The organism is Bacillus sp. FJAT-49736, from assembly GCF_018343615.1.
GTDB lineage: Bacteria > Bacillota > Bacilli > Bacillales > Bacillaceae_C > Margalitia.
The window spans coordinates 723,157-746,482 of record NZ_JAGYPI010000001.1 but is presented as its reverse complement, the minus strand read 5'-3'; the positions used below and the strand labels follow the sequence as shown (position 1 = coordinate 746,482).

24 protein-coding genes and 1 other annotated feature are annotated in these 23,326 nt (G+C 35.8%); all 24 genes read right to left on the bottom strand.

The window, feature by feature from the left end; translation table 11 throughout:
* Position 1: 1 nt before the first annotated feature.
* Positions 2–895 carry an aspartate carbamoyltransferase catalytic subunit gene (locus KHA87_RS04080; RefSeq protein WP_213092829.1) on the bottom strand — a complete coding sequence of 298 codons (894 nt, stop codon included), beginning with the start codon at positions 893–895 and terminating at the stop codon, positions 2–4.
* A gap of 473 nt (positions 896–1,368) precedes the next feature.
* A complete protein-coding gene (locus tag KHA87_RS04075) occupies positions 1,369–2,661 on the bottom strand; it encodes a solute carrier family 23 protein (RefSeq protein ID WP_213092828.1) in 1,293 nt (430 codons plus the stop codon).
* Between the two features lie 154 nt (positions 2,662–2,815).
* Complete coding sequence (gene pyrR, locus KHA87_RS04070; protein ID WP_213092827.1) at positions 2,816–3,358, bottom strand: bifunctional pyr operon transcriptional regulator/uracil phosphoribosyltransferase PyrR; 543 nt, start codon at positions 3,356–3,358, stop codon at positions 2,816–2,818.
* A gap of 195 nt (positions 3,359–3,553) precedes the next feature.
* The gene (locus tag KHA87_RS04065) at positions 3,554–4,462 is read right to left on the bottom strand and encodes an RluA family pseudouridine synthase (RefSeq protein ID WP_213092825.1); all 909 of its coding nucleotides are present in this window, start codon (positions 4,460–4,462) and stop codon (positions 3,554–3,556) included.
* Positions 4,428–4,949 (bottom strand): signal peptidase II, encoded by a 522-nt coding sequence (gene lspA, locus KHA87_RS04060; protein ID WP_213092824.1) that lies wholly within the window; start codon positions 4,947–4,949, stop codon positions 4,428–4,430. Before lspA ends, KHA87_RS04065 begins: the two co-directional genes overlap by 35 nt.
* Before the next feature lie 163 nt (positions 4,950–5,112).
* Positions 5,113–5,394, bottom strand: a complete 282-nt coding sequence (locus KHA87_RS04055; RefSeq protein ID WP_213092823.1) for a hypothetical protein — start codon at positions 5,392–5,394, stop codon at positions 5,113–5,115.
* 156 nt (positions 5,395–5,550) lie between these two features.
* A complete protein-coding gene (gene ileS, locus KHA87_RS04050) occupies positions 5,551–8,313 on the bottom strand; it encodes an isoleucine--tRNA ligase (protein WP_213092822.1) in 2,763 nt (920 codons plus the stop codon).
* Positions 8,314–8,403: 90 nt separating this feature from the next.
* Positions 8,404–8,632 (bottom strand) — a binding site (T-box leader).
* Positions 8,633–8,718: 86 nt separating this feature from the next.
* Positions 8,719–9,225: a DivIVA domain-containing protein gene (locus tag KHA87_RS04045; protein ID WP_213092821.1), complete on the bottom strand. Its 507-nt coding sequence runs from the start codon at positions 9,223–9,225 to the stop codon at positions 8,719–8,721.
* 282 nt (positions 9,226–9,507) lie between these two features.
* On the bottom strand, positions 9,508–10,284 hold the full coding sequence (locus KHA87_RS04040; RefSeq protein WP_213092820.1) for a YlmH family RNA-binding protein: 777 nt from the start codon (positions 10,282–10,284) through the stop codon (positions 9,508–9,510).
* A 210-nt stretch (positions 10,285–10,494) separates the two neighbouring features.
* On the bottom strand, positions 10,495–10,755 hold the full coding sequence (locus KHA87_RS04035; RefSeq protein WP_213092819.1) for a YggT family protein: 261 nt from the start codon (positions 10,753–10,755) through the stop codon (positions 10,495–10,497).
* 5 nt (positions 10,756–10,760) lie between these two features.
* Complete coding sequence (locus KHA87_RS04030) at positions 10,761–11,210, bottom strand: cell division protein SepF (RefSeq protein ID WP_213092818.1); 450 nt, start codon at positions 11,208–11,210, stop codon at positions 10,761–10,763.
* A 22-nt stretch (positions 11,211–11,232) separates the two neighbouring features.
* Entirely contained in the window at positions 11,233–11,901 is a 669-nt protein-coding gene (locus KHA87_RS04025; protein ID WP_213092817.1) for a YggS family pyridoxal phosphate-dependent enzyme, read from the bottom strand.
* Entirely contained in the window at positions 11,891–12,727 is an 837-nt protein-coding gene (gene pgeF / locus KHA87_RS04020; RefSeq protein ID WP_213092816.1) for a peptidoglycan editing factor PgeF, read from the bottom strand. The genes KHA87_RS04025 and pgeF overlap by 11 nt, the downstream gene beginning before the upstream one ends.
* Before the next feature lie 421 nt (positions 12,728–13,148).
* Entirely contained in the window at positions 13,149–13,436 is a 288-nt protein-coding gene (locus KHA87_RS04015; protein WP_213092815.1) for a YlmC/YmxH family sporulation protein, read from the bottom strand.
* Between the two features lie 110 nt (positions 13,437–13,546).
* A complete protein-coding gene (gene sigG / locus KHA87_RS04010) occupies positions 13,547–14,323 on the bottom strand; it encodes an RNA polymerase sporulation sigma factor SigG (protein ID WP_213092814.1) in 777 nt (258 codons plus the stop codon).
* A gap of 306 nt (positions 14,324–14,629) precedes the next feature.
* On the bottom strand, positions 14,630–15,349 hold the full coding sequence (sigE, locus tag KHA87_RS04005) for an RNA polymerase sporulation sigma factor SigE (protein WP_213092813.1): 720 nt from the start codon (positions 15,347–15,349) through the stop codon (positions 14,630–14,632).
* Positions 15,350–15,418: 69 nt separating this feature from the next.
* A complete protein-coding gene (gene spoIIGA, locus KHA87_RS04000) occupies positions 15,419–16,333 on the bottom strand; it encodes a sigma-E processing peptidase SpoIIGA (protein ID WP_213092812.1) in 915 nt (304 codons plus the stop codon).
* Between the two features lie 233 nt (positions 16,334–16,566).
* Positions 16,567–17,697 (bottom strand): cell division protein FtsZ, encoded by a 1,131-nt coding sequence (ftsZ, locus tag KHA87_RS03995; protein ID WP_213092811.1) that lies wholly within the window; start codon positions 17,695–17,697, stop codon positions 16,567–16,569.
* 140 nt (positions 17,698–17,837) lie between these two features.
* Positions 17,838–19,121, bottom strand: a complete 1,284-nt coding sequence (gene ftsA, locus KHA87_RS03990; protein WP_213092810.1) for a cell division protein FtsA — start codon at positions 19,119–19,121, stop codon at positions 17,838–17,840.
* A gap of 150 nt (positions 19,122–19,271) precedes the next feature.
* A complete protein-coding gene (locus tag KHA87_RS03985) occupies positions 19,272–19,634 on the bottom strand; it encodes a small basic family protein (protein ID WP_213092809.1) in 363 nt (120 codons plus the stop codon).
* 90 nt (positions 19,635–19,724) lie between these two features.
* Positions 19,725–20,435 (bottom strand): DUF881 domain-containing protein, encoded by a 711-nt coding sequence (locus tag KHA87_RS03980; RefSeq protein WP_213092808.1) that lies wholly within the window; start codon positions 20,433–20,435, stop codon positions 19,725–19,727.
* Positions 20,436–20,455: 20 nt separating this feature from the next.
* A complete protein-coding gene (locus KHA87_RS03975) occupies positions 20,456–21,166 on the bottom strand; it encodes a DUF881 domain-containing protein (RefSeq protein ID WP_213092807.1) in 711 nt (236 codons plus the stop codon).
* Positions 21,141–21,923 (bottom strand): cell division protein FtsQ/DivIB, encoded by a 783-nt coding sequence (locus KHA87_RS03970; protein WP_213092806.1) that lies wholly within the window; start codon positions 21,921–21,923, stop codon positions 21,141–21,143. The genes KHA87_RS03975 and KHA87_RS03970 overlap by 26 nt, the downstream gene beginning before the upstream one ends.
* 178 nt (positions 21,924–22,101) lie before the next feature.
* Positions 22,102–23,199, bottom strand: coding sequence for an undecaprenyldiphospho-muramoylpentapeptide beta-N-acetylglucosaminyltransferase (murG, locus tag KHA87_RS03965; protein WP_213092805.1), 1,098 nt, complete (start codon positions 23,197–23,199; stop codon positions 22,102–22,104).
* Positions 23,200–23,326: the final 127 nt, after the last annotated feature.

Here is a 23,326-nt window from a genome sequence, read left to right as displayed (position 1 = left end):
GTTAGCAGCCTCCATCCTCGAGTAATTTTTTCAATACAGCCATTCTTACATAAACTCCATTTTCCATTTGTTTAAAAATTCTTGAACGTGTAGCTTCGACCAGTTCATCCGCAATTTCTACATTTCGATTAACTGGTGCCGGATGCATTATAATGCTACTCTGTTTCATGCGGTTCTCTCTTTCGAGGGTTAATCCATATTTTGAATGATATTCCTCTGTGCTCCAAATAGATTTATCATCATGACGTTCATTTTGTATCCTTAACAGCATCACAACATCGGATTCTTCTACTGCCTTATCAATTTGTACGTAATCTCCGGTATGTAAAAAAGAATCATCGAACCATTCCTCTGGACCAGAAAATACTACGTGTGCACCAAGTTTACTTAATGCATCCTTATTGCTTCTTGCAACACGGCTATGGAGTATGTCCCCGATGATAGCAACCTTGAGATCCTTAAAGCCACCAAATTCTTGCTGAATCGTAAATAAATCTAGAAGGGATTGAGTTGGGTGCTGTCCACATCCATCTCCACCATTAATGATTGGGATATTTACTTTTCCAACAAGATCTTTGTAGTAAAGATCAACCGGATGCCTGATAACCGCGATATTTGCCCCAATTACTTCAAAAAGCTTTAATGTATCGTACAGTGATTCCCCTTTTGTAACACTAGAGAAATTCACATCAAATGGTATAACCTCTAATCCTAACTTTTTCTCAGCAACATCAAAGCTGCTCTTTGTTCTCGTACTTGGCTCATAAAACATATTGACAGCAAACGTTTGCTGCATCGGCTTCCAACCCGCGCCTTTCGAAAAATATTCAGCTTCTCGTAAAATATCTAAAATTTCTGCAACTGAAAGATCTGACATAGATAGCAAATTTCTCAACTTAGAATCCTCCCTATAAAAAACACCCTGAATAAAAAATTCAGGGTGTAATAGATCCTAATGTGATAGATTAAGAGGAACTTAATCCATCACATTAAAACACCCTTATAAGCCTCTCTGGACTTATGTTAAAAGGTGAGCCTTATTCAAGTTTTTTCGCCTATTGTTGCTTTTCGTAAAAATTTCTCCATCCTAATATATACTTCGTGTCGGGGCATCTTTTCTTAGCTGGAAATTGATTCTTAATCGATGTAATGATTGTTAAAAGGTTTTAGTTACAAAAAGCACATTGTTTAAGAAAAGAGCCTTATTCAAGCTTTTTTAGCCTAATGTTGCTTTTCGTAAAAATTTCTCCATCCTAATATATACTTCGTGTCGGGGTATCTTTTCTTAGATGAAAATTGATTCGTAATCGATGTAATGATTGTTATAAGAATTTAGTTACAAAAAGCACATTGTTTAAGAAAAGAGCCTTATTCAAACATGTTTATTTCTTCTTTCGGTCTGCCAGGTAAAACAAGATTTAGAATAACTCCGATAATTGCCGCTAATGCCATACTTGAAAGCTCTAAGTTTTTTGTAAGCTTTAAATATGCTCCACCGATACCAATAACCAAGATAACCGATGAAATGATCAAGTTTCGATTTAAACTAAAATCAACTTTATTATCTACCAGCATTCTTAAGCCGCTGGATGCGATGATCCCAAATAGGAGGATGGATACTCCACCCATTACACAGGTTGGAATGGTGCTTAATAATGCACTAATTTTCCCGATAAAACTAAAGCAAATTGCAAGTACTGCGGCCCCACCGATAACAAACACGCTATAAGCCTTCGTAATAGCTAGAACCCCAATATTCTCTCCGTATGTTGTTGTTGGAGGTCCACCGATTAACGATGCAATGATGATAGATGCACCGTCTCCAAGAATGGATGGACCTAAACCAGGTTTTGCAACTAAATCCTTTCCTACTACTTTGCTTAAAACTAGCTGATGACCAATATGCTCGGATAAGGTTACAACGGCCACTGGTACCATTAGGAAAAAAATACTCCAAGAAAAAATTGGTTTATATGAGATGAAAGGAAATACTAGATCTGGCATTTCGATCCAGTGAGCTTTTATTACAGGATCAAAATTGACAATCCCTGCAATTACCGAAATTATATAACCTCCAACAATCCCCATTAATATTGGTATAATTCGGAAAAACCCTTTCAGAAATGACGAGCTGATTATCGTTATTGCTAATGTAGCTAGTGCAATACCAATATGTTTTGGACTATAAATTAGTTCCTGTGGAGAAGCTCCATAATTTTGATACATTGCCATATCACAGGCAGTGGCTGCTATCCCTAATCCAATAACAATAATAACTGGCCCGACAACAACTGGAGGAAGTACCCTCATCAGCCACTTGTACCCTGCTTTCTTAATAACCAAAGCAACTATACAGTATACAATACCTGCCATGAATGTTCCCATCATAGCTGCTGCTGTACTTCCAGCAGTTTTTAAAGGTTTAATAAACGCAAAGCTTGATCCTAAATATGCAGGTACTTTACCTTTTGTTATTAATATATAAGCTAAAGTACCAAGCCCGCTGGATGCAAGTGCAACTGCTGGACTTAATCCGACTAGCATCGGAACAAGTATTGTCGAACCAAACATGGCAAATAAATGCTGGATACTGAGGCTAAACCATTGTGGCAACCTTGGCTTGTCTTGAATGTCTAATATTATATCTTGGTTCTTCTCCATTTTTGCTCCTCCTCTAATATTGAAACAATATTTGTTGTAAAAAAAAACCTCTTTATAGCTGTGAAGCTACAAAGAGGGTATAAAAGGGCATATTTCTGCCTGCTTTGACCTCCTTTGCCAGCCTCACGGGACTGTCTTTAAAAGGATTCTCTATTTAATTTTCATAAATGCTTACTTTATCAAGGTTGTCTACTTCCATCAATTCTACAACAACTTTTTCTGAGCTGGAGGTTGGTATGCTTTTACCAATAAAGTCCGCTCGAATAGGAAGCTCCCTATGTCCTCGATCTACCAGAACCGCAAGCTGAATTTGTGAGGGTCTTCCAATATCCATTAATGCATCCAATGCGGCCCTGACAGTTCGACCAGTGTATAAAACATCATCTACAAGAATTACCTTCTTATTGGTAATGTCAAATGAAATATTCGAGCCTTTTACTTCCGGCTGAGCGTCTATCGTCTTAATCGACAAATCATCCCGATACAATGTTATATCCAGATCGCCAACCAAAATCTGCTTACCTTCAATTTGCTCAATTCTTTCAGCCAAACGTTTCGCAATATGAATTCCTCTTGTTCGAATTCCCACAAGGACACAATTATCTATTCCCTTGTTTCTTTCTATTATTTCGTGTGCGGTTCTTGTAAGTGATCTCCGTATTGCCTGTTGATCAAGTACTACAGCTTTTTGAATCATTTCATCACCTCTTATGAAAAGCGAACATTAGAAAACCCTCTCGACCAGTTGGTGAGAGGGTTTACGCGTTATACTCCATAACTAAGCATACTTCCTAGAAAGTATTCTTATCCGCATCCTTCTCAGCCTCTCTGGACTGGGTTAAAGGTCTTATTTGATTAATAATAGAATAAACAATCCCGCGAAACTTGTCAATCATTTATTGCGAAGTTCATGCAGCAGGCTTATAAAATATTCTGGTAGTGGTGCTTCAAATTCTAAATATTCTTCAGAACGTGGATGTACAAATCCTAATACACCAGCATGGAGCGCCTGTCCATCAATTGCCATCGTTTTTTTCGGTCCATATTTTGGATCTCCAACTAGAGGAAAGCCAATATATTTCATATGAACCCTAATTTGATGGGTTCGGCCTGTTTCTAATTCGCATTCTATATACGAATATTGATGAAATCTTTCTATAACACGGAAGTGAGTCACAGCATGCTTTCCATTATCTACTACAGTCATTTTCTGTCTGTCATCTGGATCTCTACCAATCGGAGCATCCACCGTACCATAATCATGAGGAATTACCCCATGAACAATGGCAAAGTATTTTCGAGTTACTGATTTTTCTACCAATTGATCGACAAGCTTTTCATGCGCTAAATCATTTTTTGCAACCATTAAGAGGCCCGAGGTATCTTTATCAATACGATGAACAATTCCCGGTCTTAAGATACCATTTATTCCAGATAAATCTTTACAATGAGCCATTAATCCATTTACTAATGTACCAGTTAAATGTCCTGGTGCAGGATGTACTACCATGCCTTTAGGTTTATTCACTACTAATACATCACTATCTTCATAGTAAATATTTAAGTCCATTGGTTCCGGAATGACATCTAATTGTTGTGGTTCCGGAATATGAATTTGGATTCTATCCCCTGTGTTGCTCTTATAATTTGATTTTACTTGTTTATCATTAACTGTTACATTACCTTCTTTAATCCATTGCTGGACCTGTGATCTGGACCACTCCTTGTTGGTAGCAGATAAAACCTTGTCCAGCCTTTCATTTTTTTCATCTTCCTGAATGATGTGTTCCATTATTTCCATATGTTTTCTCCTTTGAACGAAACTCTTCGAGCAGCATGTAGATAATCAACAGAACCACACCAATGGTTAAAGCTGAATCTGCAATATTAAAAATTGGAAAATCATAGCCAAAAATATACGTGTGGATAAAATCTACAACCTGTTTTCTAAAGATACGGTCGATAAAGTTTCCAATTGCCCCGCCAAGCATAAAGCTAAGGCTTACTCCTAGCAATACTTTGTTCTTTGCATATTTTTGTAAATAGTAAATAATTCCGATTACAACTACTACTGTTATTAAATAAAATAGCCACATCTGTCCTTGCAAAATTCCCCATGCCGCTCCTTCATTACGGTGTGAGGTTAAATAAAAGAAATCTTTTATAATGGGGATGCTTTCACCATACTCCATATTTTTGACCACTAGCCATTTGGTTATCTGGTCTAATGCGATAATAAAAATTGCGATAATGTAATAAATAACCACAAAGGTAACCCCCGAATCCATATGTAGTATGTTCTGCCGGCTAATACCGAAAGAACATTCTTTTCTTTTGAATTTTAGCATACTACATGGATGGAGAAAAGAAATACTATTATTTCATTAATGCTCTATTCTTATACTTTGTTCCTTTTTCGGCGAAAATCTTAGTAACGACCTATTTTCTGTATTAATTAAATGGAATAGATACCTTTACATAATTTCTTAAATCAAACCATTCATCGGTGCTTTTTAATGTTGGTATTGTATAGAGCCATGATTCGGGAAGTGTTTCTCCAGTTTGTTCACAAGTTCCAAAATATCCATCTTCCCATTTTGATAAGGCACAATCAATATCACTTAATTCCTCCTTAATGAGGGTCTGAATCATTTCATTATTTGTTTCATATGCAGATAATTCATCTTTTAATGATTGCAACAAACAAAATAATTTATCGTTTTGATCAGTCATATTCATCCCTCCAATGTATTGGTAATGTTAGTTTACCCATGATTGAGAAGTATTTAAGGAGTAACTGTTGCAAAAAGCACTAATAATTTCCAAAAACCACTAAAGAAAAGGAGCCTGACACTATTAGTGTCAGGCTCCTTATTTTAATGATTATTCTCATGCATATTCTTTTTCGACTACGGATGCACAACGCAAGCATAATGTCGGATGTTTTTCATCTTGGCCAACTTCAGGTGTTACTACCCAACATCTTTCACATGTTTCACCCTCGGCTTTTTCAACAACAATTGCTGCATTTTCCAACTTAACCGCATTATTCGGTGCTTGTTCATATGCACCAGCCACTTCATACCCAGATACAATAAATAGCTGTTTCATGTTTTCTGAAATACTGTCCAACAATTCTTTCGTATCTTGATTCACATATAGTGTAATCTTTGCAGACAATGACTTGCCAATTACCTTTTCATTTCTCGCTTCTTCCAATGCCTTTAATACATCATCACGTAGCTTTAAGAATTTATCCCACTTTTCTTCTAATTCCTTCGCATTATTAAACTCTTTAGGTTCAGGCATATCAGTTAATTGAACACTTGCTTCTTCCACACCAGGAATAAATGCCCATACTTCATCAGCTGTATGCGTAAGAATTGGCGATAATAACTTTGTTAGAGCTGTTAAGCATTCATATAGAACGGTTTGCATTGCACGGCGTTCAAAATTATCCTTAGCCTCGATGTAAAGAACATCTTTTGCAAAATCAAGATAGAATGAACTTAAATCAAGTGTGCAGAAGTTATTAACGGCATGATAAATACTGGCAAATTCATAACGCTCATAAGATCCTCGAACTTGTTTCACTAGATTATTTAATTTTACTAAGAGAAATTGATCTACTTCCCGTAACTGTTCGTAAGCAATTTTATCTTGCTCTGGATTAAAATCAAATAAGTTTCCAAGTAAGAAACGGAATGTATTGCGAATTTTACGATACACTTCGGAAACTTGTTTCAAAATAGCATCCGAAACTCGGACATCAGCTTGATAATCCACAGATGCAACCCAAAGACGGACAATATCGGCACCTAACTGATTAATTACTTTGCCCGGTACAATAACATTTCCAAGAGATTTACTCATCTTTCTACCTTCTCCATCAAGTGTGAAGCCATGGCTTAAAATTCCCTTGTATGGAGCTTTGCCTGTAACAGCCACTGATGTAGTTAAGGATGAGTTAAACCATCCGCGATATTGATCAGAGCCTTCCAAATATAAATCTGCAGGACGCTGCAACTCTTTCCTTTCCTCTAATACTGCTTGATGGGAGGAACCAGAATCAAACCAAACATCCATAATATCTGTTTCTTTAGTAAATTTACCATTTGGACTACTTGGGTGTGAGAAACCTTCAGGCAATAATTCCTTCGCGTCTCTCTCAAACCAAATATTTGATCCATGTTCACGGAACAATTTTGAAATATGATAAATTGTTTCATCTGTGATAATAGGATCGCCATTTTCCGCGTAAAATACAGGGATTGGAACTCCCCATGCTCGCTGACGTGAAATACACCAATCACCGCGATCACGAACCATATTAAATAGTCTTGTTTCTCCCCACGCAGGAACCCATTTAACCTCTTGTACCGCTTGAAGAAGTTCTTCACGGAAGGAATCAATGGAGGCAAACCACTGTGCCGTTGCACGGAAAATAACCGGTTTCTTTGTACGCCAATCATGTGGATAGGAATGGGTAATAAAGTTTAATTTTAATAGTGCATCCACTTCTTCGAGCTTTTGGGTGATTGGTTTATTTGCTTCATCATAGAATAAGCCTTCAAATCCTGGCGCCTCGGAAGTCATATAGCCTTTATCATCAACAGGGCATAAAACATCTAAACCATATTTTTTACCAACGATAAAATCATCTTCCCCATGGCCAGGAGCAGTATGCACGCATCCTGTACCAGAATCAGTTGTAACATGCTCCCCAAGCATAACAAGCGAATCGCGTTCATAAAGTGGGTGCTTCGCTACAATATATTCTAAATCTTTACCAGAAACTGTTTTTTCTACCTGTGGATTTTTCCATTCTAATACAGAAACCACTTCTTCTAATAAAGCTTCCGCAACTACATACTTTTGATTTTCTTCTTTTACTACTGCATATTTTAATTCAGGGTGAACAGCAATCCCTAAGTTTGCCGGAATTGTCCAAGGTGTTGTTGTCCAGATAACAATTTTTGTGCCATCTTCTAATACACCCTTTCCATCCTTTACTTCAAATGCCACATAGATTGAAGCAGAACGTTTATCCTTATATTCAATTTCCGCTTCTGCCAATGCGGATTCACTAGACGGAGACCAATATACAGGCTTAAGACCTTTATAAATATAGCCTTTTTTCGCCATCTCACCAAATACTTTAATTTGCTGTGCTTCGTATTCAGGTTTTAATGTAAGATATGGATTCTCCCAATCCCCGCGAACACCAAGTCTTTTAAAGGCAGTTCGTTGATTGTCCACTTGTTCGTAAGCGTATTCCGCACACAGCTTGCGAAATTCTGCAACTGACATTTCCTTTCTTTTAACACCTTTATTGGTTAATGCCTGTTCGATAGGCAAACCATGGGTATCCCAACCAGGAACGTACGGTGCACAGTAACCAGTCATGGATTTAAAGCGAACGATAATATCCTTTAATGTTTTGTTTAAAGCATGCCCCATATGAAGATCCCCATTTGCATATGGTGGTCCATCATGAAGCACAAACAATGGTCTGCCTTTTGTTCGCTCCTGTACCTTTTGATAAATATTCATGCTTTCCCATTTTTCTTGAATTTCGGGTTCTCTTTTTGGTAAATTTCCTCTCATTGGGAAATCGGTTTTTGGCATTAATAACGTATCTTTGTATTCCACGATTTTTCCTCCTTATAAAAGACCACAGAGACAATTATTAGTTCTTATTATTCCTTTCCAAATAAGCAACAAAAAAACCCTCTCATCCCCAATAGGGACGAGAAGGTTTTCCCGCGGTACCACCCTGATAGACATTATAATATGTCCTCTTTAACATTCGTAACGTGAACTATACGCCATCATTTACTAGCCTCAAGCGGCGTTCAAATCAAGAACTCAAGGGTGATTTTCAAGTATATTGCTTATACCAAGCTTCCACTATCCTTGGCTCGCTTCAATAAGTTGTTAATAACTTTACTGTCCCTGTCATCGTTTTACCTATTATTATTCTATTATATGTGACAAAAATTCTGTCCGTCAAGGTAAATTCAATGTTAATACCATTTCGATGCTTATGAGCAAAGCTTATTTAACTTCTTCTTCCAGATTCAATTCAGTTGCGTCAATTTCAAATTCCATTAGCTTATCCCAATCATCATTTTTCAATAAGTCTAGTTGAGCTTCAATTAACATTTTAAATCTTGTTCTAAATACTTTGGACTGTTTTTTTAATTCTTCAATTTCCATTGCAACTTTACGTGCTTTCGAAAGTGCCTCATTAACAATTCGGTCCGCATTTTTTTCCGCTTCCCGAATTATTAATTTCGCTTCCTTTTGTGCATTTCCCTTTACCTCTTCAGCTGCTTCTTGAGCTACAATAATGGATTTATGTAATGTTTCCTCAATGTTAGTGAAATGACCAAGCCGTTCATTGGAGGAAGATAGCTTTTCATCTAATTCCTTCTTTTCACGGATAAGCAATTCATAATCCTTAATAATCTGATCAAGAAATTCATTTACTTCATCTTCATCATAGCCACGAAAGGTTCTACTGAACTCTTTATTATGTATATCTAATGGCGTTAAAGGCATATATGCCACCTCCACATATGTTATCAAATATTGTCGTTTAATGAATTGATCTATCATTCTTTAGCGACCAGTTTCTTTTATTATACTGAATTTCGACAGCATTAGGGGGAATTCCTGCAAATTTTTCATTATTTAGGGCTCTTTTCTTAAACTTTGTTGCTTTTGCAGACGAAACTATAAAAAAGACCTAATTTTTGTAATGATTGAATAGCTTTTTTACCTCAACTAAATCAATTGGAATTTATCACAATATATGGATAGGATAACCTAACGAAAATAGCTTTATTTTAATATTCCAGCTTTCAAGCGCCATTTTTCCTTTTTCGTTTGCCCTTCAATGGAGATTATTTTGCATCTTCCATATCCGCGTGCCGAAATAACATCTCCTTCTTCACATTGAAATGAGGTTTGTTCAATCTCTTTCCAATTTACCTTCACCAATCCATGCTGAATAAGAGTTTGAGCTTTTTGTCTAGAGATAGGATATACGGAAGATAACAGAGCATCCAAGCGCAAAGAACTAGCGGTTGTTGTCACTTCTTTCCACTCTTCATCACTTTTAATTATTTCATCAAGAGATAATTCTACTAGTTGGATATTTGTTTTTCCAATTTGTTTCAATTCCATTCTAATGTAATCCATCATTTCTGATGGAATAACCACCTGAATACGGTCATCCTGAATCAAGATATCACCGAATTTTTCCCTTTTTAAACCGAGTGACATTAAGGATCCTAATATTTGACGATGGCTTAAGCTTACAAATTTTCTCGGATACTCAATTTCCGTTAGCTTAATTTGAAAGTCATTATATTCTGGCGTAAAGTAATCCGGGTACAACAACACCCTTTTCCTTTCAGCATTGTCATAACCCCCAAACTCGCTATATTTAACTGTAGAGTGGGTTCCAATAAGTGATTTAACAATATGTATTTGTCGTGGATCTAAAAAATCACTCAACTTAGGAGAATAGGAATTTTCAACAAATTGTTGCCAGTTTAACACCTGGTCAATAAATTCTTTTTCATCAGGTCTAAAATGTTGATATATACTTGTCATACAAATCCTTTCTTTAATACATAAGGCTGTTTTCGTATTGCCTTTTATTTATTATAATAATTCTAAAAAATAGGTTTAGCTTCGTGGCATCATTTCTTAAAAAGTTAGATATTCATACTCAAATTAAGGTTGTTTATTTGATCTTCCAATACAAGAGCAGCAGAATTTATGAAAAAACCCTACATAAAAAGGGCGCTTAATAGCAGCCCTTTATATAATCCATGAAGATAATTGTCCAAGTCCTAATCCAGCTAAACGTAAAACAAACAAAGCAACGATAGGAGATATGTCGATCATTCCTATTGGAGGAATAATTCGTCTGAAAGGCTCCAAATACGGTTCACAAATGCGTCCTAAAACATGTCCTATTGAGGTTTGCCTTGCATTAAACCATGACAAGAAAATATAAATAATCAACACGTATGAATAATACACTAATATACTTGTTAAAATGTTAAATAAAAGACTCATTTAAATTAGGACCACCTCGAATCAAAATTATTATCTTGTATGAATTCCGATATGTTACCCGATACCTCTACATTGTCCGGAGTACATAAAAATATATTGCTTCCGATTCTCTGAATATCTCCGCCAATTGCATATACAGTACCACTTAAAAAGTCAATTATCCGTTTGGCTTGGTCATGCTGAATCCGCTGAAGATTCACTACAACAGATCTATTATTCTTTAAATGATCTGCAATTTCTTGAGCTTCCGCATAAACCCTTGGCTCAATAAGCACTACCTTCGAACCTTTTTTGACACTCTGCAGGCTGACAATATTATGTTTTGCAGTGGCATGATTATTTCTTGGAGCAGGTTCAGGCTCATAATCAGTCTCATGTCCCATTTTTTCTTCTTCCATATCATCATATTCATCATCTAATAAGAAAAATGTTTTAATTTTTGATTTTAATCCCATAAAAAATACACCTCCTAAATTTTTAGCCTACTAAAGCAGTACCAATCCTAATAAATGTAGCTCCTTCTTCAATGGCAATTTCATAGTCATTTGACATCCCCATGGAAAGCTCCTTACATGGTGCATGAGGAAGTTTAAGTGCTTGTACTTCTTGCTGAAGCTGTTTTAAACCGCGAAATGTATTTCGAACAATATATTCATCCTCCGTAAATGGCGCCATTGTCATCAAACCAACAATCTCGATTTGTTTAAATGGCATTAATTGTTTCACAAAATCTACTACAGACTCCGCAGGAAGTCCATGCTTGGATTCTTCTTTGGAAACATTCACTTGGATAAAACAAGGTATCGTTTTGGTTGCTCGTTTATTTATTTCTTGAGCTAAAGAAATCCTGTCTAGGGAATGAATATAAGATACTTTATCAACAATATTCTTTACTTTTCTTGTTTGTAATGTTCCAATAAAATGCCATATCGGCCTATTACCTAATGTATTCCATTTATCCAATAATCCTTCATCCCGATTTTCACCTAGATGGATTATACCGGAATCGAGGGCTTCCTGTGCTCTTTCGGTTGAAACATATTTTGTAACAGCAATAATCTTTATTTCATTAGAACTCCGTCCTGCTTTTTGGCAAGCCTGTTCTATCTTTTCCTTAATCATTGTCAGCTTATCACTAACCTTCACTATCATCCATTCCTTTCAAACCTATAAAGCCTATCATTCTTCCTGTATTGCCTTGATCACGTCGATGAGAGAAAAAATCATCTCGCTCACAACTAGTGCAATATTTCGTGACAAAAATATTTTCGGATGGAATGCCTGATTTTTCAAGTATTATTTTATTTAATTTTCTTAAATTTAGCTGATATTGTCCAGTAGAAATTTCATTATACGGTATATCAACCGTATTCATTAACCAAGGATGAATTTCATCTATCACACGATTATCGACAATATAGCATTTTTCACAAATGGATGGTCCAATGGCTACCAAAATATCTTTTGGCATTATACCTTTTTCAGTCCACGTATGAATCATTTCCTTGGCAATTCCTTTTGCTGTACCTTTCCATCCGGCATGTGCAATTCCCACCATATTATGTTTTTCCGAATAAAAATAAAGCGGTACGCAATCAGCGAAGCATAATGTCAATAAAATATTATGTACATTAGTGTATATACCATCTGTATCTTTCACGCTGCTTTCATAATTAAGAGCACCTTTACCAATATCCGCTTTATTAATTTGAGCAATGTGAACACCATGTGTTTGCTCACAACCAACCCATGAGTCGGTTGGGAAATGAAGCTTTTGAGATAAGAGCTCCCTGTTTTTTTTAACAGCTTCGATTTGATCCCCTACATGGAATCCGCAATTTAAAGTGCCATTAAATTGTTCACTGAATCCTCCAACTTTAGTTGTAAATCCAGCAACAATCTTAGAAGATAACTTAGACCATTCTTTTATATAAAAAAATTCCTTATTCTCTTTAATAAATGGTTCGTTCATACATAACACCCCATTCAATCATGAAATATAGCTATTTTTGTTTAGATTGTAGTTTATCATATTCAGTAATAAATACGTGAATAGTCTTAGCTCGGGGCAACTTTTCTTAAGAACGTTATTCCTTCATTACTCAAGTTAGGTTGATACTAATATTCCCCTCTAAAAAAAAGCAGAAAAGAGCCTTAAATAATGGCTATTTTCGCATAGATTGTTGTTTTACATATAAGTTCATCAACCCGTATATCTAAATGCTTCGTGGCGTCTTTTCTTAAGAAAATATGCGAAAATTGCCTAGTAACATTAATATTTGCTCCTTATTTAGGTCCCAAAGCAACAAAGTTTACGAAAAGATGCTAAATAAAAAAAGAAGGTACTATTTACCTTCACTTTCCAATAGTGTAACACAGAAATACATTTATGTTTAATGTTTTTCATTTTTTGGTTCTTGAAGCTGTTGTTGCCCCATATATTTTTGCTCACGAAATCTCACTAGAATAACATCTTCACCAATCTTTACAATATTGTTCCAAGGGATCACGACTTCCTCTTCTTTACTAAAAAAGCTCAATATTTTCCCTTGCCCACCTACTACAATGCTTTCTATTTTTCCGTTGTCCAAATTAATATCAATATCGGTCACATTTCCTAATCTGCGCCCATCTGAAATACTTACGACATCCTTTATTTGAAAATCAGATATACGAACCACCGTTATCCTCTCCTTAAAAGGCTAATATGCAATTAATAAAATATATGCAGTAAAGGACAAAAATAATAATAAAAGTCGGTCAGCCTATTACAGGATGACCGACTTGATCGTTATTGAATATTTTTATTCATTGACTTAATAGCCGCTTTTTCTAAGCGTGATACTTGGGCTTGCGATATTCCGATTTCTTCCGCTACTTCCATTTGTGTTTTCCCTTGGAAAAATCTTTTTCTGATAATCAATTTTTCTCGATCATTGAGTCTTCTCATGCCCTCCTGCAAAGCTATTTCCTCAATCCAATTACTATCCCGATTCCTTTCATCGCTTAATTGATCCATAACAAAAATAGGATCTCCTCCATCATTATAAATCGGCTCAAATAAAGAGACAGGATCTTGAATGGCATCAAGTGCAAATACTATTTCTTCGTGCGGAACTTCCAAGACCTTTGCAATTTCCTCTGCAGTAGGTTCTCTGGAGGTTTCACTGATTAAACGCTCCCGAACCTGAAGAGCTTTATAAGCAATGTCACGGAGTGAACGTGAAACACGTATTGGATTATTATCCCGCAAATACCTACGTATTTCACCGATAATCATCGGAACGGCATAAGTAGAAAATCGTACGTTTTGACTTAAATCAAAATTATCAATGGATTTCATAAGACCGATGCAGCCAACCTGAAATAGATCGTCCACATATTCACCGCGATTATTAAACCGTTGTATGACACTAAGTACCAATCGTAAATTCCCATTTACAAGTTTTTCCCTTGCATGCATATCCCCCGCATGCATTTGCTTCAGTAATTCTCTCATTTCCTCATTCTTCAAAACAGGAAGCTTTGATGTATCAACACCACAAATTTCTACTTTATTACGCTTCAAGTTAATTCCCTCCTTGCAGGAGCTGCTGTTCAAAAATAAGTATCTCCTTAGGTGGGAAATTTATGCACTTGAAGAAATGTCTCACTAACGGCAAACAATTGTAAAATGGTATATTTTCTAAGACTTTTTTACAGAAAAATTTTTTTATCTACATCTCTTTTCGTAAACCATGTATATTTTAAAGATAGAAAGCTTATTAACATCCATATTATTTTGAATTAATAATCCTTTAAGAAAAGATGCTTTAAAATTAAGTCGTAATATGGATGGGTAGTCGGAGTAACCATTGTAGCTAGATCCGCATGATTAAACCATTTTATTAAATTCTTTACGCAATCTTTTTATAATTCTCTTTTCAAGACGGGAAATGTATGATTGGGAAATACCAAGCATATCCGCTACATCCTTTTGAGTTTTCTCTTCGCCCCCCTGAAGACCAAAGCGAAGCTCCATAATTTGCTTTTCACGGTCTGTCAACTGGTGCAAAGCATTAAACAACAGATTTTTATCAACATTTGCTTCTAAATCCTTCGTAATGATATCCTCCTCCGTCCCTAAAACGTCGGATAATAATAATTCATTTCCATCCCAATCAATATTTAATGGCTCATCAAAAGAGACCTCTGACCTTATTTTGTTATTTCTTCTTAAATACATAAGAATTTCATTTTCAATACATCGGGATGCATAGGTAGCTAATTTTATTTTCTTCTCAGGATTAAATGTATTCACCGCCTTGATTAGTCCAATAGTGCCAATACTAATCAAGTCTTCGATATTAATCCCTGTATTTTCAAATTTTCGTGCTATGTAAACCACCAATCTTAAATTCCGTTCAATTAATAATGATCTTGCGGCTTTGTCTCCATTTGGGAGTTTTTTTAACAGAACCTCCTCTTCATCCTTTGTTAATGGAGGAGGAAGAGCTTCACTTCCCCCAATGTAGTATATTTCATCGGTTTTAAGACCAAGTTTTATTAATAATTTGTACCAAAAATAGGACAATTTAATTTTTAGATTTTTCAATGGATGTCCTCCTTCTAAATTGAATGATTCGAGAGTATAGTAGTATTACAAACATGGAAAATAAAAAGTTTAGGAAGCATTTTGTATAGGAATACCAGTTAACATTTTTGGATGTACTATACTTTGAAAAACATCGTCACTTGATAATTGTTGGTTTGTAAAGGAAATTAAGGATCTTTGCACTTGGTAGCAGCCTTTTTCATTATGAATTTGCAACGAATCCGGTTTATAAGCAACAAGCAATTGATGATTTTTCCCAACTGCTTTGGCGGGGATAAGACGAATTTTATCGTACCACTCCGGTTTTAATTGAATGGATCCATCCATTAACTTTTCGTGGTTTTCGGATAATTCAATTACCTCATTAGGCAGAATTCCATTCAATTCTTGTGTAGAAACAATCATTACTGGCGCTTTTGAAATTGGATCCTGTAGCTGATTCCCGCTATCTACTAGTCCGTTCATAGAAATATGTAAACCATTTATGTGTATTTCCACTTTCACTAATTGGTCAAATTGTATATTCGTCATTTCGAAGTTGGATACTCTCTGTTTTTCAAAATACCATGCAACCGGCAATCCAAATACTACAAATAACCAGCTTATCGGATCTCCGAATCCCCTAATACTAGCAAGATTCAATTGCATATTAAAATTCAAAAAATAGTGTGTTCCAATTAAAATACCTCCTGTTAAAAAAGTTACAAAATAGAAGGTTAACAGGTTTGAAAAATAGTATTTAAATCGTTTAAAACCAAATACACTAAAAACCATTAAAACGGAAAACCCCAGCTTAACAAAAGGGCTACCTGCATATGGAGCAATCGGGGTAATACTCAAGATAATTAGAATGGACCCGATGAATCCTCCTATCACTATCCTCCAAATTCTAACTCTTCGCTTTAATATAATAGCTGTCAGCCAAAGGAGCGTGCTATCTACCATTAAATTCAGCAGCCAAACGATATCCATATAGACGACCAATATTGCACCTCCCAATTCCAGTCGAGAAACTATAATACCGACAGTATATCGTACATCCCTATTAAAAGTGTGTCATTTCTTGTATGTGAAAAAGAAGAACTTTTCGAAGTTTCATTCGAATTTTGTCATGTGAAATATACGCGACAAGAAAAGACTAGGTAAAAATATGCCAATAATTAAGGCAATAAAAAAACCAGATGATTTCATCATCTGGTTTCAATATAAACAACTGGTTATCTTCGATTTCTGTTTCGTAGGAATGTAGGGATATCTAGTGTATCCTCCACATTCTGTGTATTTCGAACAGGTTCTTGCTGCATTTCTTCACGTTTTGGTTCACGCTTTAGTGGTTGATTGTGTGATGGTTTAACTTGTCCAAAACCTGGACGCTGCTGCTTATTTTGAGAAACTTCCTCATTAAAGCCAGTAGCTATTACAGTTACAACAATTTCATCCTTTAATTCTTCATTAATAACGGAACCGAAAATCATATTAACTTCTTGATCCGATGCAGAAGCAACTATATCGGCAGCTTCTTGAACTTCATATAAGCTCAGGTTAACTCCACCCGTTATATTCATTAAGACCCCTTGAGCACCATCAATTGATTTTTCAAGAAGTGGAGAAGATATTGCCTTTTTAGCAGCTTCGGTTGCTCTATTTTCTCCAGTAGCTACACCAATACCCATTAATGCCGATCCCTTATTCGTCATAATCGTTTTTACATCGGCAAAGTCTAGATTAATTAATCCAGGAGTTGCAATTAAATCGGAAATACCTTGTACACCTTGACGTAGAACATTATCAGCTTCTCTGAATGCTTCTAGCATTGGAGTGCTTTTATCTACTATTTCTAGCAATCGGTCATTTGGAATGACAATAAGAGTGTCAACTGCTTCCTTCATAGCAGCAATTCCACCTGTTGCTTGTGAAGAACGTTTGCGACCTTCAAATGAAAATGGACGAGTTACTACCCCAACAGTTAGCGCTCCAAGATCCTTTGCTATTTGAGCAATAACTGGTGCAGCTCCGGTTCCTGTTCCGCCTCCCATTCCAGCAGTAACAAACACCATATCTGCTCCTCTTAATGCTTCTTCAATTTGCTCCTTGCTTTCCTCAGCTGCTTTTTTACCTACTTCAGGATTTGCACCAGCACCTAATCCTCTTGTAAGCTTTGCACCAATTTGCATCCTTAATTCTGCTTTTGATAAATTCAACGCTTGTGCATCCGTGTTTACAGCAATAAATTCTACACCTTGAACATCATTTTCTATCATTCGGTTTACAGCGTTATTACCGCCTCCGCCTACGCCAATGACTTTTATTGTTGCTAAAGAATCTAAATTCGTATCGAACTCCAACATGACAAATCCTCCTAATTCGTCGATATTCCACCAAGACATATTTTCTACTCTGGGTTCCATAATAAGAATAGAAGGATATTGTGATGAAGATAACATTCTTCATTCACAACTAACCTCTGAAATGGTCGATAATCTCCTTATTACTCAAAAAAGTATCCAAAGAATTTTTTCATCTTTGCGGAAATTTTCTCTTCTTGTTGTTTTTCATTTTTTGGTTTTGGCTGTGTTTTCTTCACTGGCCTTTTTTCGTATTGATCCATTTGAACAGGTGCTGCACTAACATTACGACCTTGTAATCTTGCATTTCGATAAGCATATTTTATTAATCCAATCGCAGTCGTATATTGAGGTTCACGAACACCAATATAATCCGGTATTGCAATACGAACACGATTTTGAAAAACGGACTGCGCTAGTTCCAGTACTCCAGGAATATTTGCCGTTCCGCCGGTTAATACAATTCCTCCCGGCAAATCAATAATATTCATACGCTTGAGTTCTTTCCATATAAGATCAAAAACTTCTTCTAGTCTGGCTTCTATAATATCAGAAATTTCCAATTGGTTAAATTGTTGATGCTGATCACTACCGATAATTGGTACACTGAAAACCTCATCCTCTGATGCATCATTTCTGAAAGCATGTCCATACTTTACTTTAATCTTTTCGGCATCTTCTGTTGAAGTTCTTAACACTATCGATAAGTCTTTCGTTATATGGTCCCCACCAACTGGTATAACACTTGTATTTTTAATGTTGCCATTTTCAAATACTGCTAGAGTAGTGGATCCCCCGCCAATATCGACTAAAATAGCTCCTAAATCTAATTCATCCTTCGACAAACAAACAGCTCCGGCTGCTAATGGCTGTAATACAATTTCGGTAATATTTAAACCTGCTCGTTCAACACATCTGAGAGTATTATGTAGGCTAGTTTTTGACCCAGTTACAATTGTACCCTCCATCTCCAACCGCACACCTATCATTCCGCGGGGATCATTTATCTCATCTAAACCATCAACAATAAATTGTTTAGGAATGACATTAATAATTTCCCTTTCCGGTGCTATAGAAATTACCTGTGCAGCATCCATTACTCTTGCTACATCCTCATCAGATATTTCCCGATTTTCGCTAGCTACAGCTACAACCCCGTGAGATGGCTGGAGCATTACATGGTTGGCAGCAATACCGACAATACAATGGTCGATATTCATACCAATCATTCTTTCAGCTTGTTCTACCGCCTTTTTGATAGAATGAACCGTTTCATCAATATCGACAATGGAGCCTTTCCGAATTCCTTCTGACTTCACATTGCCCACACCGATGATATTTAATGAATCGTTAACCATTTCGCCAATAATTACTTTAACGGTGGACGTACCGATGTCAAGACTTACATATATTTCATTGTTGTTCATACAGTGGCACCTCCCTTTGCCTGAAAAGTTTCTGCTCATTTCAAATCTAGCATTCGTTAAGACTATTAATCATATTATCTATTTTATCATCTATTAGTATATATACTATACAAATATTCGTCGTAAGTGAATATTTCCCTTTTAAATTGTTTAATTTTTTTTAGTTTTTTCACTCTTCAAGGACCATTTTGCTAAAATAATTCTTCTTATTACTGCAATATTTTGAAATAGACGAACTCCAAATGCAAAAACTGCAGCCAAATATAAGTCTACACCAAGATGGACACCTAGAAAAGCTAAACTTGCTGCTAAAATTATATTAAAAAAGAAACCAGAGACAAAAACTTTTGAATCGTATATATTTTGCAAAAAAGCTCTGATTCCGCCAAATAATGTATCTAACCCTGCTAATATAGCAATAGATAGATAATTTGCATACTCATCCGGAATTTGAATATTTGCTAATAATCCTAATGATATACCAATGATTAATCCGAGAATAGGCAGCCACATATTCCCAACTCCTTCTTCAAATGTAAATCTTTCGCATAAAATATTTCCCTCGCAAATGGATATAACATATATTAGATTGGAGCAGTGAGGCTAACTTGCAGGCTGCAAGTAACGTATTATAATAGGATCATCAAAGGCAGGTATATGAATGTCTTTTCTAGGCTTGAGTACCCTTACTTTAAGATTATCGACAAAAAATTCATCAATTGTAGGTGAAAATTGAATTTGATTGAATAATTTTTCTGCAGCGTGATAGTCTTCGGTTATTACCCTTATTACAATAGGATATTTGTTCAAAGAGCGGCCATTGACTTTTGTTGCTCCATTTATATCCCTGATAACAGTCGTATTTATCATTCTTTCATTATTAATGGAAATGTTCTTGGCGCCATACATGTTTAATTCATTTACTAACCTTTTTAGCAGGTCTGGAGATACAGCGTAAATAACTTCCCCCATTAATTGAGCCTCTTTAAGTGGTTCAATGGATAATTGAAGACCTGGACCATCTATATCCGTTTGCCCTGCCTCTGACTTTAATTGTTGTAAGGTTTCTTTTAGTGCCGCTTCTTTACTATCTTTCATTTTCGTTTCGTATTTTTCGAGTTGTTCTTCATTCATTCTTATTTCATCCAATAGTGTTGAGTGGAGTTTTTGCTCCTTTAATAATGCATCACGCAGCTCCCATATATCGCGAGTATCACGTTCCTTCGGCATTTTAACTGCTTGAAATTGAATTGCCAGCATAAAACCAATTATTAGCGTGATTATTGTAAAGCTGATCTTAACTTTATGGTTCACACCTTTTCACCTATTCCTTCCTAAGATTCACTTAGGATTGGGTTCATGATAATTTGATTCTTTTTTTCTATTGAAAACAAAATATTATCATTAACAAGCTGATCTTTTATGCCACCAGTAATCGTTAGTGCAGAAGCTAATACATTAGGATCACCAATTGCAGAAATTTTAAATGGTGCAGGGAATTGAGCCCCATCAACTGTAATTACGGGCCCATTGCAAATAATATAAGAATCATGCTTTATTCTTAATCCATTGATGGCAACAGCTGAAGCCCCCGCAATGTATAGCTCGTTTATTACTTTAAATACCTGAAAATCATGAACTAGATAGCTATTGACATTCCCATTGTGTGGATCATATTCTCCGTCTTGTAGTGTCACCGTTACCCCTTTTCCTTCTACTTTCATCTTCCCAAGATACATTCTATATTTTTCTGCGTCCTCTGCTAGATGATAAAAAGATTTCTTTTCTTTTGATAAGTTTTTCTCTATAGTACGAACTTTATTTTGCTTTTTATATAGCTCGCTTTGAAGGTCACTATTTTGCTTTTGCTGCCTAATTAGCTCATTGCGCAATTCAGTTTCTCTAGCAAACTGGGGATCAGAAATTTTTTCACTTGGAATTTCCTTTTTATTTGCAAGATTATAAGAGAATGCGAGCATAAATCCTAATATAAATAAAACAAGTGTGAGGATGATATTTTTACCCTTCACTGCCTTGTTTTTCATCCTTTCGATCCCCTTTCGGTTTAAAAGGCTTAAAGTAGGAACCTACCTCTAAGTCAATAATTCCTTTTACATTTGGAGTTAATTGGGTAATTATAGATGGATAGTGAACCATTTTATCAGCAAATGTCCTCATAGTTGCTGACACTTCATACCCATCGTTCATGTATAATAGGATGTGATAATGATCTGTTTTATCTGGCTCATAATGAATTTCAGAAATGGAATTGGTAATTTCCGCAGGTAATTGCTGGAGCTGTTCCACCATTAGCTTCAAATACTTTCCTTCCTGAAAATTTGTAAGTATTGGACCATTCATGTCCATAACATTATGTTTATGTAGGATCACACCATTTTCTAGAACAGGTATAAAGGTTGTCCCGGAAGAGAGTGTAGCTATTTGCTTATGCTCCTTTATTTCAATGGATACTTTGTTTGGAAATGCTTTTTTTATCACAGCCGATTTTATTTCTGGAAACTTTAATAATTTTTTTTCAATGTTGCCAGTTTTCATATTCCAAATATTCACTTTTGTTGAAATGCCGCTTTTCTCTATTATTTCTTTTTTGCTAATGGATGAATTCCCCATTACACTAATTTTGCCAACATGACTTAAGGGCGATTGAAAGTAAATAACACATATAACGAGTAAAAAGAAAACAGAAATAAGGAATATTAGCCTGCGGTTTGTCTTTCGCTTTCTCTGTTCCTTCAGTTTGGGAATTCGGTCTTCTAATGATACAACCTTCCCTTTTCCCATGTAAAAATCGCCCCTCCCATAAAACACATATATATTCCTAATAAATATTTATAAAATAGCAAGCTAAACGGTATATTACACACCGTTTAGCCCCTTTAGTTTAATTACCATTATTTTATAATAGTAAATGAAATGTGGAAAGAGCGAATTTATCACCACGTTTTTCCTTAGTACGTATTTATTTAGACTTTGCCAAAGCGTCCATAACCTTAAATAACCTATTGGATGCATCAGGAATGCCTAATTTTTTTGCCGCATCTTTCATTTTCATCATATTGTTAGTATCGAGTAGTATTTCATCAATTGCCTGTAGAAGCTTTGGACCTGTCAATTCACTTTCTAAAACAAGGGTAGCAGCTCCTGACTCCGTCAATGCCCTTGCATTCTTTTCTTGGTGATTATTTGTTACATACGGACTAGGTATCAAAATACTTGGTATTCCAAGTGCCGTTAATTCTGCTAAGGTTGTCGCTCCTGCTCTTGACACAACTAAATCAACTGCTCTTAATACCTCAGGCATATTGTGAATAAATGGAACGATAGAAATATTTTTAGAACTGCCGATAAGGGATACTTCCTTTTCCACCTCGTTAAAATGCACATCTCCTGTTACATATAAAACCTGATAGGACTTTTGTGAAAACTGTGCAAGATTTCTTATTACTGCCTCATTAATCGGTCGTGCTCCCCTGCTACCTCCAAATATCAGTACAGTCGGCTTATCTGTTTGTAATTGGAAGTTTTTCAATACCTCTGTATTTTTTTCCCCTATTACTTCCGAAGCACGAGGATTCCCTGTCAAAACGACTTTTTCCTTTGGAAAAAATTCACCTGAAGATTCAAAGCATATAGCAACCTTATTTACATATCTGCTTAAAAATTTATTTGTTAAGCCCGGTACACTGTTTTGCTCATGAATGATGGTCGGAATCTTTTGTTTTGCTGCAGCATAAACTACTGGACCGCAAACATACCCACCAGTTCCTATAACAACATCCGGCTTAAAGCTTTTAATTACTTTTTTACATTCCCGCACTCCTTTAAGAAAACGGAAAATAGTTTTGAAATTTTCGAGTGATAAAGAACGTTTAAAACCTGTAATATGTATGGACTTAAATGGAATGTTTTCGCGGGTTACAATCGACGATTCCAAACCTTTTTGTGTTCCGATATATAAAAATTCAGTATTAGGATGTTCTTTTTTTATTGTTCTAATTAGGGCTAAGGCAGGATATATATGACCACCTGTACCGCCTCCACTAATAATGACTTTCATTTTTTCACCTCATGTTGTCTTAACAATTTTCTTTTCCATCATCCTTAAGGAATACTTTAACCATCTTTTAAGACGGTAAAATTCCGCTTAACATATCATACTATATTCTAAACCAGAAAACTGGAAC